Source organism: Methylibium sp. (genome assembly GCF_013817345.1).
Lineage (GTDB): Bacteria > Pseudomonadota > Gammaproteobacteria > Burkholderiales > Burkholderiaceae_C > Methylibium.
In genome coordinates this window covers 1-12,707 of the sequence record NZ_JACDCW010000109.1, presented here as the reverse complement: position 1 = coordinate 12,707, position 12,707 = coordinate 1, and the positions used below count along the sequence as shown (strand labels likewise).

The 12,707-nt window shown below is 70.6% G+C and carries 14 protein-coding genes; 5 read left to right on the top strand and 9 right to left on the bottom strand.

The window, feature by feature from the left end; genetic code table 11:
• The 4 genes from H0W40_RS16770 to H0W40_RS16755 form a co-directional block, all read left to right on the top strand.
• Positions 1–638: Rid family hydrolase (locus H0W40_RS16770; protein ID WP_292448466.1), on the top strand; the 638-nt coding region annotated here is incomplete at its 5' end.
• Entirely contained in the window at positions 635–1,456 is an 822-nt protein-coding gene (locus H0W40_RS16765; RefSeq protein WP_292448464.1) for a MipA/OmpV family protein, read from the top strand. The genes H0W40_RS16770 and H0W40_RS16765, both read left to right, overlap by 4 nt.
• Before the next feature lie 6 nt (positions 1,457–1,462).
• Positions 1,463–2,212 (top strand): lysophospholipid acyltransferase family protein, encoded by a 750-nt coding sequence (locus tag H0W40_RS16760; RefSeq protein ID WP_292448460.1) that lies wholly within the window; start codon positions 1,463–1,465, stop codon positions 2,210–2,212.
• A 5-nt stretch (positions 2,213–2,217) separates the two neighbouring features.
• Complete coding sequence (locus H0W40_RS16755; RefSeq protein ID WP_292448459.1) at positions 2,218–3,000, top strand: glycosyltransferase family 2 protein; 783 nt, start codon at positions 2,218–2,220, stop codon at positions 2,998–3,000.
• 9 nt (positions 3,001–3,009) lie between these two features.
• Here H0W40_RS16755 and H0W40_RS16750 read toward each other — a convergent pair whose 3' ends face one another.
• On the bottom strand, positions 3,010–3,342 hold the full coding sequence (locus H0W40_RS16750) for a DUF4410 domain-containing protein (RefSeq protein WP_292448475.1): 333 nt from the start codon (positions 3,340–3,342) through the stop codon (positions 3,010–3,012).
• Positions 3,343–3,582: 240 nt separating this feature from the next.
• Positions 3,583–5,550: a gamma-glutamyltransferase family protein gene (locus H0W40_RS16745; protein WP_292448456.1), complete on the bottom strand. Its 1,968-nt coding sequence runs from the start codon at positions 5,548–5,550 to the stop codon at positions 3,583–3,585.
• A gap of 177 nt (positions 5,551–5,727) precedes the next feature.
• On the opposite strand from H0W40_RS16745, the gene H0W40_RS16740 reads away from it, so the two are divergent.
• Entirely contained in the window at positions 5,728–6,354 is a 627-nt protein-coding gene (locus H0W40_RS16740) for a hypothetical protein (RefSeq protein ID WP_292448454.1), read from the top strand.
• 347 nt (positions 6,355–6,701) lie between these two features.
• Here H0W40_RS16740 and H0W40_RS16735 read toward each other — a convergent pair whose 3' ends face one another.
• The 7 genes from H0W40_RS16735 to H0W40_RS16705 all read right to left on the bottom strand — a co-directional run bounded on the left by H0W40_RS16735 (position 6,702) and on the right by H0W40_RS16705 (position 12,672).
• Positions 6,702–7,265 (bottom strand): sugar O-acetyltransferase, encoded by a 564-nt coding sequence (locus H0W40_RS16735; RefSeq protein WP_292448452.1) that lies wholly within the window; start codon positions 7,263–7,265, stop codon positions 6,702–6,704.
• Between the two features lie 33 nt (positions 7,266–7,298).
• Positions 7,299–8,030: a 3-oxoacyl-ACP reductase FabG gene (gene fabG, locus H0W40_RS16730; protein WP_292448473.1), complete on the bottom strand. Its 732-nt coding sequence runs from the start codon at positions 8,028–8,030 to the stop codon at positions 7,299–7,301.
• Between the two features lie 103 nt (positions 8,031–8,133).
• Entirely contained in the window at positions 8,134–8,664 is a 531-nt protein-coding gene (locus H0W40_RS16725; RefSeq protein ID WP_292448449.1) for a hydroxymyristoyl-ACP dehydratase, read from the bottom strand.
• Positions 8,661–9,476 carry a beta-ketoacyl synthase chain length factor gene (locus tag H0W40_RS16720; protein WP_292448446.1) on the bottom strand — a complete coding sequence of 272 codons (816 nt, stop codon included), beginning with the start codon at positions 9,474–9,476 and terminating at the stop codon, positions 8,661–8,663. Before H0W40_RS16720 ends, H0W40_RS16725 begins: the two co-directional genes overlap by 4 nt.
• Positions 9,473–10,771, bottom strand: coding sequence for a beta-ketoacyl-[acyl-carrier-protein] synthase family protein (locus H0W40_RS16715; protein WP_292448471.1), 1,299 nt, complete (start codon positions 10,769–10,771; stop codon positions 9,473–9,475). Before H0W40_RS16715 ends, H0W40_RS16720 begins: the two co-directional genes overlap by 4 nt.
• A gap of 97 nt (positions 10,772–10,868) precedes the next feature.
• A complete protein-coding gene (locus H0W40_RS16710) occupies positions 10,869–11,816 on the bottom strand; it encodes a class I SAM-dependent methyltransferase (protein WP_367153833.1) in 948 nt (315 codons plus the stop codon).
• A gap of 49 nt (positions 11,817–11,865) precedes the next feature.
• Positions 11,866–12,672: a polysaccharide deacetylase family protein gene (locus tag H0W40_RS16705; RefSeq protein ID WP_292448468.1), complete on the bottom strand. Its 807-nt coding sequence runs from the start codon at positions 12,670–12,672 to the stop codon at positions 11,866–11,868.
• Positions 12,673–12,707: the final 35 nt, after the last annotated feature.

Here is a 12,707-nt window from a genome sequence, read left to right as displayed (position 1 = left end):
CTGCCTACCGCTACCCCGGCGCGTACGGGACGCGCAGCCCGAGCTTTTCGCGCGCCGCGCTGGTCGATGCGGGCGCCGGCCGCAGCGCGCTGCTCATCTCCGGCACGGCCAGCATCGTCGGCCACGCGAGCCGGCATCTCGGCGATGTCGAGGCGCAGGTGCGAGAGACGCTGGTCAACCTGCAAGCGGTGCTCGAAGCAGCGAACGCCCGCGGCAGCGCCCGCTTCACCCTGCCGGCGCTCGACTGCACCGTCTATGTTCGACGCGCCGACGACGCGCCGCGCGTGCGCGCCGTGATCGAGGCCGTGCTCGGCACCGACTCGCGGGCTGCGCGCTCGGCCGTTTGTCTGGAGGCCGACATCTGCCGCGCCGACCTGCTGGTGGAGATCGAGGCGCACGCGTTCGCCGTCGGCGTGCCGCACGCAACCGACGCGCCGGGAGCCGATACATCGCGCGCCGTCGGACGGACCGAACGTGCCGCGCAGGCCACGGCAACGCCGCAGGTGACGCAGGTGACGCAGGTGACGCAGCCGCAAGTTCTGCAGGCCGCTCGCGTTCTGCCGGCTCCGTACGCCGCAGCGGCCTTGCCAAGCTCGGAGCTCGATCAGGCCGTCGGCTCGCGCGAGGTGCCGGCATGACCCCCCGGTGCATCGCCCCGTTGTTGGCACTGACGGCTGCGCTCGCACTGCCGGCCGCCGCGGCCGAGCGCCCGCTGTGGGAAGTCGGCATCGGCGCAGCCGGCCTGCGGCTGCCGCACTACCGCGGCTCGGACCAGAGCCATTCATGGCTGGTGCCGCTGCCCTACGTCGTCTACCGTGGCCGGATCTTCAAGGCCGACCGCGACGGCGCACGCGCGGTGCTGTACGAATCGGACCGCTTCGATTTCGACTTGAGCCTGGGCGCCGGCGTGCCCACGCGCAGCGACGACAACGACGCGCGCCGCGGCATGGACGACCTGGCACCGACCTTCGAGCTCGGCCCCAACCTCAACTGGACGCTGGCCCGCGGCGCCGGCTGGAAACTCGACCTGCGCGTGCCGGTCCGCGCGGCCGTCACGCTGGAATCGAATGCGCGCGTGATCGGCTGGGTGTCCACGCCCAACCTCAATCTCGATTTGACGCGCGTGCACGGCTGGAACCTCGGCCTGCACGCCGGCCCGGTGTTCGGCAGCCGCGACTACCACGGCTACTTCTACGACGTGGCGCCAAACGAGGCGACCGCCGACCGGCCGGCCTACCGCGCCAGCGGCGGCTTCGCCGGCGCGCAAGCCACCGCGGCGATGTCGCGGCGCATCGGGCGTAGCTGGGCGGCCCTGTTCGTGCGCTACGACAGTCTCGATGGCGCGCGCTTCGCGCCAAGCCCGCTGGTGCGCCGCGAGAACCATTTCTCGTTCGGCATCGCCTACGCGTGGGTGCTGGGCACGTCGTCGCGCACGGTCACCGTGGAAGGCGAGTAACGGGGAATGCGCGGCGTGCTCATGTTGCCGCTCGCGCTCTTGCTGCTCGCACAACTGCTGCTGCTGGGCGTGATGTCGCTAGCGTGGAACCTGATTGCCCTGCTGCTTCATCCGCTGCTGCCGCGTGAGCGCGGGCTGGCGGTCGGCCGCGCCGGCATCGCCTACGGCTACCGTCTCTACTGGTCGCTGGTCGCACCGTTCGGCATGCTGCGCCTGGACGCGAGCGCGCTCGATGCGCTGCGCGATGAGCCGCGGCTCATCATCGTGGCCAACCACCCCAGCCTGCTCGATGCGCTGCTGCTGGTGGCGCGGCTGCCGAAGAGCGCCTGCATCATGAAGGCAAGCCTCATGCACAACCCCTTCCTCGGCGCCGGCGCGCGGCTGGCACGCTACATCCGCAACGACTCGACGCGCAGCATGGTTCGCCTCGCGGTCGAGGACCTGAAACGCGGCGGACAACTCGTCGTCTTTCCCGAAGGCACGCGCACCACCCAGGCACCGATCAATCCGTTTCGCCCCGCCGTGACGCTCATCGCCAAGCTGGCCGCAGCACCGATCCAGACGGTCTTCATCGACACCGACTCGCCCTACCTCGGCAAGGGCTGGCCGCTGTGGAAGCTTCCACCGCTGCCGATCGCCTTCAGCGTGCGCCTGGGCGAGCGCTTTGCGCCGGCCGATGACGCGAACGCGCTGCTCGAGGAGATCGAACGCTCCGTCGCTGCCGGCATGAAGCCGCGCGCCGCCACCGGGCACTGAACGCGATGGCCGAAGCACGCGCTTCGACGACGCACCTGGTGCTCATCCCCAGCTACAACACGGGCGAGACGGTGTTCGCGACGGTGAGTGCCGCTCGTGCGCAGTGGGAGCCGGTGTGGGTGGTGGTCGATGGCAGCACCGACGGCACGGCCGAGCGGCTGCAAGCGCTGGCCGAAGCCGACTCCGGCCTGCGCGTGGAGGTGCTGCCGCACAACCAGGGCAAGGGTGCCGCGGTTCTGCACGGGTTGCGCGCCGCACTGGCAGCGGGCTTCACTCACGCGCTGGCGATGGATGCCGACGGGCAGCATCCCGCCGGGCTGATCCCTGCCTTTATGGCCGCTTCGCGCCAACGGCCCGAGGCAATGGTGCTCGGCCGCCCGGTCTTCGATGCCAGTGCGCCGCTGCTTCGGGTGCGCGGCCGGCGCGTGTCGAACGCATGGACGCAACTGGAAACGCTCGGTGCCGGCATCGGCGATTCGCTCTACGGCTTTCGCGTGTACCCGATCGCCGAGCTCGTGGCGGTGATGTCGAGCCAGCCCTGGATGCGCCGCTTCGACTTCGACACCGAAGCCGTCGTGCGCCTGGCCTGGCGCGGCGTCAAGCCGATCAACCTCGATGCGCCGGTGAAGTACCTGCGGCCGGAGGAAGGCGGCGTCTCGCACTTCCGCTACGGTCGCGACAACCTGCTGCTGACGTGGATGCACACGCGGCTGATGCTCGAGTTCGTGCTGCGCCTGCCGGTGCTGGCGTGGCGGCGAGCCACGAGACGCCCGCCGTTCCAGGCGTGAGCCTGCGGCTCAGCGTCGCTTGATCTCGGCCAGCGCCTCGTCCGCCAACGCGTAGATCTGCTTGGGCGTCACCGGCGCAAACACGCCCTGCATCGCGCTCGACGAAGTGTTGTAAGACCGCTCGCCGTACAGCTTGCCGCTCTGGAGATCGCGGAACTCGACCTTGGCATCGATGAACGCATTGCCGGTCATGATGCCGAGCATCACCCGTGCAGCGACGCCGACATGCCTGTAATCATCGATGCGCACCACCATCAAGGTGCCGGCCTGGCCGGTCGGTTGCGGCGCGCCGTCCTGCGCGGCGAACTCGTAGCCTTGGGCGAGGCTCTGCTGCTTCGTGATGTCGATCCATTCCTGTTTGAAGTCGTTTCAGCCGCTGTCCTGCCGCAGTTTCAAGAACTACTGCGCGCAGAGTTCGTTTCGTTTGCGGGCGTGCACGATGCGATCAAGCCGGGCCGAGGCGATGAGCCGGCTGGCAGGGAAGTCCGCGACAAGCGTGACGCTTGTGCCCCTACCGCCGAGCCGTCGTGCCGCTCGCGCGGACACAGCGCGCCTGAGCCGGCGGTGCGCAGTGCGTCCGCTTCAAGGCACGAAGGTGTCGCCCAGCACGATCCCTTCGCGGCGCGGGTCGGCACCGCCCGTGAGCACGGGCTCGCCGTCGTCTTCGCTCACGATGATGGTGCCCACACCGCTCGATTGCTGATTGATCGAAACGGTATGGCCGAACGCGCGCAGGCCCGTGACCAGCGGGTCGTTGGCGCCCATGTTCGTGGCATCGACGTTCGGATGCTCGCCACCGACGATCGTGGTCGGGCTGTTCTGCGCGCCGAAGTTCACCAGCGAAGTCGCCTGCTGCGCATCGAGCCCCCAGTCGAGCACGCCGACCAGTGTCTTGACCACGTACTGGATGATGGTGCTGCCGCCGGGCGAGCCGGTACCCATGAGGAAGTCGCCGCGGCTGCCGTCATTCGCCTGTCGGAACACCAGCGTCGGCGCCATCGAGCTGCGCGGCCGCTTGCCGGGCGCCACGCGGTTGGCGATCGGGCCGTCGGCATCGGAAGGCAACGCCGAGAAATCGGTCAGCTCGTTGTTGAGGATGAAGCCGCGCGCCATGCGCCAGGCGCCGAAGCCGCGTTCCACCGTGGTGGTCATCACCACCACGTTGCCGTTGCGGTCGACGATGGTCACATGGCTGGTGCCGCTCTCGCGCGTGGTGTCGGTGCCCAAAGGCACGGCGCTCAGGCTGCCGGGCTGGGCTGTGCGCATGCTCACCGTGTTGCTGACGAGTGCGGCCCGGCTCTGCAGATAAGGCTTGTTGAGCAAGGTCTGCAGGCCGCTTCCGGGCAAGGGCACGTAGTCGGTGTCGGCGATGTACTTGTTGCGGTCGGCATAAGCCAGGCGTCCGGCCTCGCTGACCAAGTGCACAGCGAACACCGCAGGCGTGCCGCCCTCGCCGTCGATAGGTGTCGGCGGGTACAGGCTCAGGTCGAAGTTCTCCAGGATGCCGAGCATCGACGCCACCGTGATGCCGCCCGAAGACGGCGGCGGCATGCCGCACACCCAATACGCACGGTAGGTGGTGCACACCGCGTCGCGGCGCTTGGCCTCGTAGGCGGCGAGATCGGCCAGCGTGGTCGCACCCGGCGTGACCGGCGAGCCGTCCGCGGCGCTTCGGGTCCGGCCGATCTCCTCAGTGATGTCCTGCGCGATTTCGCCGGTGTAGAAGGCATCGGCACCTCCGGTGGCGATCGCTTCCAGAGTCTGGGCATAGGCGGGCACCGTGAGTTCGGCGCCGAGCGCCTTGGGGCGCCCGTCGGCATCGAGGTAGAGCGCGGCGGTGTCTTCATCGATCAGAAACCGCTGTTGCGCGCCTGCGATGGCACCGGCGAGCCGGCCGCTGATCGGGAAACCCTCGGTTGCCAGCCGGATCCCGGCGTCGAACAGCGGCCCCCAATCCTTGTCGCCGTGATCCTGGTGCGCCAGCTCGAGCATGCGCACGGTGCCGGGAGTGCCGATGGAGCGGCCGCTGGCTTGCGTGCTCGGCAAGGGTTCGGTCCGGTCGGTGGGACCGACATAGCGCAGGTAGTCGGCCGTGGCGCCGGCCGGTGCGGTTTCCCGGCCGTCATAGGCCTGCACTTCTCCCGAGGCGGCGTCGTAGTGGATCAGGAAGGCGCCGCCGCCCAGGCCGCTCGATTGCGGCTCCACGAGCCCGAGCACCGCCTGCACGGCCACCGCCGCATCGACCGCGCTGCCTCCGTCGGCCAACACTTCGCAACCCGCCTGGCTGGCGAGCGGATTGGCGGTGACCACCATGTAGTTGCGGGCGTAGACGAGTTCCTTGCCGACCTCGTAGCCCGAGACCAACTCGGGCGCGGCAGGCTCGCTCGGCAGGCCAGAGCCGACGATCACCGTCGAGCCGTCGTCGGTGATCGCCTGGGTTGTGGCTGCTGCGTCGTCGTCCCCGCCGATGCCGCTACACGCGGTGACGACCAGCAGTGCACCGAACAAGGCAGCGGCGGCGGCGAGGCGAGTGTGGGCGAGCGGCTGCATGGGCCTTTTGCATCGGGACGCGGCAACGGATCATGAACGCCGTGAAGTCGAAGTCTGTGCGTCAGCAATCGCTGGGCGATGCGCCACCCCCCGCGTTCAACCGATGGACGGCCTTGCCACGCTCACCAGATCGCGACACCATCGCCTCGATCACTCTTCAGTGAAGGTCGAACGTCCATGAAAACCATGCTTCGATTCACAGGCCTTGCGGGGCTGCTGTTCGCAAGCTGCACCGCAGCGGCCGCGACGGCGCCGCTCGGCGGCGATACCGCAGCCGTGGCCTGCGAGGCCGCCGCGGCCGACACCCTGCGCGACATGCGCGGCAAGGCGGCACACGAGGTGCAATTCGTGGCCGCGAAACGAGTGGTGCCGCCCACGGCCGGCGACAACGTCACCCTCGCCGGGCAGGGCCAGTACCGAGCCCGTGCCGGCGCGGCGCAGGCTTTCAACTACACCTGCTCCTACGACGTGCAGACCGGCAAGGCGAGCGGCGTCGTCTTGCGCGAGAACGAAGCCCCTGCGGCCGCTGCGGAGAAGCCCTGGGAGCCCGACCTGACGCATGTTTCACCCGAAGCCTGCGAAGCCGCCGCCGCTGCCGCGCTGAAGGACCAGTACCCGCCCGCGGGAGCCATCCGCTTTCAGTCGGACTCGAGAAGTCTTCGTCGCGCATCGAACGCCCGCACGAGCCTGGAAGGGCAAGGCAGCCTGGAGCGAGTCGTCGGCATGAACCCGGCACCCTTCACGTACCGCTGCGTGTTCGAGGCTTCCAGCGGCAAGGTGGTCAGCGTACAGACGCGCGATTGAGACGCCGCGCTGTGCGGTGACGATCTGCAGTTGCTCGCGCACATCGGGCTTGGCGAACCACGCTTGCCACGCGAGCCAACCGCCACCGACGAGCGCCACCAGCAGCAGGACGCCCGGCACGCTCTTCGCGACCAGGCGGCGCGGCCGCACGGCGGGAAGATTCGAAGGAGCGGCTTCGGTCATCGAAGGGGCTGCACGGAGAGTGGCGACGGCATGCAGGCATGCCTATGCGAGGCTGCGTTGCGCGATGTTGCCGTCGGGTGTGGCTCAGGTATCCGTGGTCCCCCGGGCGTGCTGGCCGGCATTCGCGGCCGGCGCGCACGCCGCGCCGCGTCAGCGTGGCGGTCTCAGAGCGGCCGCAGAACCCGGCACGGGTTGCCCGCCGCGACCACGCCGGCCGGCAGGTCCCGCGTCACGACGCTGCCGGCGCCCACGACCGTGTTCTCGCCGATGCGCACGCCCGGACAGACGATGACTCCGCCGCCCAGCCACACGCCGTCTTCGATGCTCACCGGCAGCGCGAACTCGGCACCCGATCGCCGCAATGCGGCCTCGAGCGGATGCCCCGCGGTATAGATGTGAACGCCGGGTCCGAACTGCACGTCGTCTCCGATCGTGATGAGGTTGCAATCGAGCAGCACGCAGTCGAAGTTGATGAAGCTTCGCGCGCCGATGGCGATGTTCGAGCCGTAGTCGCAGCGCAGCAACGGCCGGATCACCGTGCCTTCGCCGAAGCGCGCGAACAGCGAGGTGAGCAGATCGCGGCGTTCCGGTTCGCCCTCGGCCGGCGTGGCGTTGAACTTCGCGAGGATTTCCTGCGCGCGAAGCTGCGCGGCCTGTAGCTCGGGATCGCTCGCCTGATACAGCTCGCCGGCGAGCATCTTCGCCTTTTGCCCCGTGAAGCTCGCCATGATGATCCCCTGTAGAGCGCCGATCCGAAACGCTCAGGCCATACCGCCGTTGATCGAGATGACCTGCCCCGTGATGTAGGCCGCGTCCTCGCTCGCCAGAAATGCGGCCAGCGCAGCCACTTCCTCCGGCGTGCCGGCTCGCTTGCAGGGCACAAGTTGCGCGATGGCGGCGGCATCGAACGCGGCATTCGCCATCTTCGATTCGATGATGCCCGGGGCGATGGCGTTCACCGTGACGCCGCGGCTCGCCACTTCCAGCGCAAGCGCCTTGGTGGCGCTGTTGAGCGCGCCCTTGGCCGCAGCGTAATTGACCTGGCCGCGATTGCCCATCAGCGCCGCCACCGACGAGAGGTTGATGATGCGGCCCCAGCGCGTGCGCAGCATCGGCAGCAGCAGCGGTTGCGTCACGTGGAAGAAGCCGTGCAGCGACACGTCGATGACGCGGTGCCATTGCTCAGCGCGCAGGCCGGGGAATACGGCGTCGTCGTGCACGCCTGCGTTGTTGACGATGATCTGCACCGGCCCGGCAATCAGCATCGCGTCGCAGGCAGCGCGTGTGGACTCGGCGTCGGTGAGATCGAACACGCAGGGCTCGGCCTCGCCGCCCTTCGCGCGAATCGACAGCGCGAGTGCCTCGACCGCTTCGGGCCGCGAGTTGGCATGCAGCAGCAGCGTGGCCCCGTTCAGCGCCAGGCGCCGCGCAATCGCCGCACCGAGCACGCCGCTCGCACCGGTGACCAGAGCGCGCTTGCCGGCCAGGCTCATGACGATCCGCAAGGCGCCGCGCACCGACCGGCTCGTAGCGGGAAGAGCGCCTTTTCCGTCGTGCGCGGGGCGCGCCCGGCGTGCGGGCGGTTCGACGGCCAGCTCATGTTGCACCGCCCTCGCCCGTCACCGCCAACGGCGCATCGAGCACCACGGTAGCGCGACCTTCGACCAGCACCTTGCCGCGCTCGTCGCCGACGCTGAAGCGGTAGAGCACGGGCCCGCCATCGCCGGCCAGACGCTCGGCCTCGATCTGCAGCGCGCCGGCCACGTCGTCGAGCCGCAGCACATGGCAAGCGACGCTGCGCACGCTGGCCAGGTATCCGGGCGACGGCAGCGTTGCGGGCGCACGGAGCAGCGCGCCGTGCAGCGCCATGGCTTGCGCCGCGTATTCGATCGCGCAGGGCGCGAGCAGGCCGCTGGCGCTGCGCATCGGGTTGCCGGCATCGGCATGGCTGGTCGCGCTGCAGCGGATGTGCGTGTCCGACCAGGCTTCGAGCCGATCGAGCAGGCACATGCGGCCGGCGTGAGGGATGCGCGCGGCGATGCCGGCATGGTCCAGACCGGTCGGGGGTGGAGGGACGACGCCGGAGCCGACAACCGGCGGATCGTCCCGAGCTCCGAGCGCGTTCATGACGTTGTCTCCCGGAAAGCAAGGTCGATGCTGAAGGGGCAGTGCGCAAGATCATCGAGCCGCAGCGTCGCCGACTCGCGACGCGCCAGCGCCTGGAGCAGCGGCAAGCCGCGCGCGGCAGGCACGCCGAGGCGCAGCGCATCGAAGCGCTCGTCGCCCTGTGCGTGTCCCTGCAGATCGGACCCGAACCGCAGGCTCAACTGCGCCGCGGCCGACGCTCCCGATGGCGGCGCGAGCAGCAGCGCCAGCGCGAAAGCGTCCGGCAGCGGCCGCGCCCTCTGCAAAGGCTCGGGATAAGGCACGTCGCCCGCCACGAGCAGCACCGGCCGCTGCCACGCCACGCACTGCACCACCGCCTCGAGCAGCCCCGCCGCGAAACTGGCGTCGTGCCCGCACAGACTGGTGGACGGCGCGCGCGAGGCCGTGGCGATGTGCCAGTAGCCGGCGGCGGCGTTGTGGACCGAGTTGGTGAAGCGCGTCGGGGACACGAGGCGCTCGGCCGCGGCCAGCGCCTCGCACAGCGCATGGCAGTTGGCCGCGTCGCCGCTCGACGAGGTGAACACCGTGGCGAGCCCCTGTGGATCGATGCCGGCCTGCGCGCACGCCTGTTCGGCGACTGCCAACGTGAGCTTGACGATCGCGCCGGCGCGGCGCCGCTCGGCCGGGGGCAGGAGCGCCGGCGCGGCCAGCGGCGTCGCGCTCGGGCTCCAGCGCGACGGCTCGCGCAGCAGGTCTTGTCCGTTCGTCCAATCGGTCAGGCCCGGGCCGAGCAGGCCGACACCGCACACCTCGACGACCAGCGGCTCACTCATGGCGCCGCTCTCATCGCACCGCCGAACGCATTCACGGCAGAACCGTCGGCGGCCGTCGCCACAAGCGCCCCTTCCATCCCCGCTGCACGGGGCCTCTCTTTCGCGGCGCTCTGGTCGGCGCCGAAAACGAGGCAGGCATTGGAGCCGCCGAAGCCGAACGAATTGCTCGCCACCATGCGCAAGGGCGCGGCACGCGACGCATCCAAATAGTTGCAGCGCAGCAAGGGATCGGGCGTGCCACGGTTCAGGCCGGCCGGCATCAGGCCGTGCTGCAGCGCCAGCAGCGCGATGGCGGCTTCCACGCCGCCGGCAGCACCCAGCGTGTGGCCGGTCGCGCCCTTGGTCGAGCTGCAGGGCAGTTGCTCGCCGAACACTGCACGCACCGCCTGATCCTCGGCAGCGTCGTTGTTGGGCGTGGCGGTGCCGTGCAGGTTGAGGTAGTCGATCTGCACCGGAACCAGCCCGGCCTGCGCCAGCGCCCCGCGCATCGCCTCGGCCGCGCCCGCACCTTCGGGATGCGGGCTGCTCATGTGGTGGCCGTCGCTGCTCTCGCCCACGCCGAGCAACCAGGCTTGCGCCTCGATGCCTTCGCCGCGTTCGAGCAGCGCAAAGGCGGCCGCCTCGCCGAGCGAGAGCCCGCGGCGCTCGGCGTCCCAGGGCCGGCAGATGTCGGACGACAGCAGTTCGAGCGAATTGAAACCGTAGAGCGTGGTGAGGCACAGGCTGTCGACGCCGCCGACGACGGCGGCATCGATCAGGCCGAGCCCGATCATCCGCGCCGCACCGGCGAACACCTTGGCGCTCGACGAGCAAGCGGTCGAAACGACGAAGGCGGGGCCGTGCAGATCGAGTGCGCGCCGCACGAAGTCGGCCACCGAGAAGCTGTTGTGCGTTTGCGCATAACGAAAGTCTGCCGGCAGCGCGCCGCTGTCCGGGTCGCGGCGGCGGTAGGCCAGTTCGGTCTGCAGGATGCCCGAGGTGCTCGTGCCGAGGAAGACACCGACGCGCCCGGGGCCATGGCGATCGCGCGCGCGCCGCACGCTCGCGGCGAAGTCGTCCGCCTGCAGCCCCAGCCACGCCAGGCGGTTGTTGCGGCAGTCGTAGTCGTGCAGCGCGGCGGGCAGCCGTTCGGCATCGACGCCTTCGACTTCGCCGATCCAGGTGTCGAGCCGGACGGACTCGAACGAGCGCTGCGCCAGCCCGCTTCTTCCTTCGCGCAGCGCCGACAGCGTGGCCGCTCGGCCGGTGCCGAGCGCACTGGCCAGCGTGTAGTCGGTGACGGCGACCGGCTGCATCGGCGCACCGCCCTCGTCCTTTCGGCCGGGTGCCGTGCTCACAAGGCAACCCCTGCGCCACGCGCTGCGGTATTCGCCTCGGGAACAGCCCGGCGGCTCATGCGCGCTGCTCCCTCGAATCCGCGATCAGCAGCACGTTCGCGAACGGCGTGCCGCGGCTCATCGGCACGCTGCGCACCGCGAAGCCGAGCCCCTGCAGCGCCCCGATCCAGGCCTCGAGCGGTCGGCCGAAGGTGGGCGCAACGCGGTGACCGCGAGTGAGCGTGACGATGCGATCGACCCACTGGCTGGCCGCGAAGCGGTGGCGATCGGCGGCGTCGCCGATGCGCAGCAGAAGGCGCCCGTTCGGCCGCAGCGCGTCGCGCACGCGGGCGAGCACGGCGTCCTGCGCGGCGATGTCGACGTAATGCAGCACGTCGAGGATGACCACCACGTCGCTGCCGGGCAGCTCGGCGCTGCACATGTCGGCCTGCACGAAGCGCGGCGCGCCCGGCAGCTGCGAGGCGGCCTGCTCGGCACGCGCGATGTCGCGCGCCATCAGATCGATGCCGGTGTAGCGCACACCGACCGGCGCGTCGGCCCAGGCCGCGGGCCACTCGCCGCGCGCGTGCACGTCCTGCGCTGCGACCAGCAAGCTGGCGAGCAGGCCCTGGCCGCAGCCGATGTCGAGCAGGCGGGCCTGGGCCGGCACATCGCCGCGCTGCAGCAAGGCGCGAAACACCGGGTCGTGGCCGAGCTTGCCGCGCGCGAAATGCCAGGCGAAGCGCCCCGCGGCTCGATAAGGCGCGCAAGCTGCGTGGTGCAGCTCGCGCCAGACGCGGTTCGCACTCTGAACTGCCGCGCGGCTCGGCATGGCCTCGCTGCGCGGCTGCGCGATGTCGGCGCGCGAAGGGACTCGGGGAGATCGTCCACGAGGCAAGTCGGTGGCCGCTGTCGTCAACGCACGACGCGTCTCGTCGGGCGGCGGCGTGCGCCGGGCTTGCTGCGCAGACGTCAGGCCGGCGTCGCCGGAAGCGCCGGTGGAGTCGACGAAGGGGCGGCTCATGGATGCTTACCGGCGTTTCGCGCGACCCGGCCGTTCCGGCTCGGCGCCCTCATGCGGCACGCGCCGCCACACGGGCCGGCAGCGCCTCGGCAAGCGTGACGCCGTGCAGCCCTGCATCACGGCAGCGCTCAATGAGCCGCGGCAGCACCGCCAGCACGACCGGCTCGCCCTGCGCGCTTCGCGCGGCGTGGCCATCGTGCAGAAGCAGGATGTCGCCGCCGGCAAGGCCGCGCGTGAGCCGCGCGAGGACGCGGCCGGCATCGCGCTCGCGCGTGTCGAAGCCGCGCCGCGTCCAGCTCACCAGGTGCAGGCCCAGGCGGTGCAGCACCGGGTCGAGGAAGGGATTGCGCAAGCCGGCCGGCGCGCGAAAACAGGTCGGGCGCTGGCCGCTCAGGTCGGTGAGCACGTCCTGCGCGCGCGTCAGCTCGGCGGCGAAGCCGCGCGGCCCGAGCAGCGAGAAGTTGTGACGGTGCACCGCGCTGTGGTTCTGCACGCTGTGCCCGCGCGCCACGATCTCGCGCAGCAGCGCGGGTTGCGCGCGGGCGCGCTCGGCAATGCAGAAGAAGGTGGCGCGCCAGGCGTGACGGTCCAGCAGGTCGAGCACGCGCGGCGTGACTTCGGCGTCGGGGCCGTCGTCCAGCGTCAGGGCGACCTCGCCGCGCCCGGCACTGGCATCGCCGAGGTGCGTGATGTTCGGCCCGAGCAGTCGGCTGCGCGGCCACAGTCCCGCCGCAGTCAGCGCGGCATGGTTGAGGGCGACGCCGGCCAGCGCCCACGGCGCCTGCTCGGGCAGTGCCAGCGCCACGCCGGCCGCGAGGCCGTGCACGCCCAGGCTGGCGCGCACGAGCGGCGGCATCGACCAGGCAGCGCTGGCGGCGGGCGGGGTAAGGA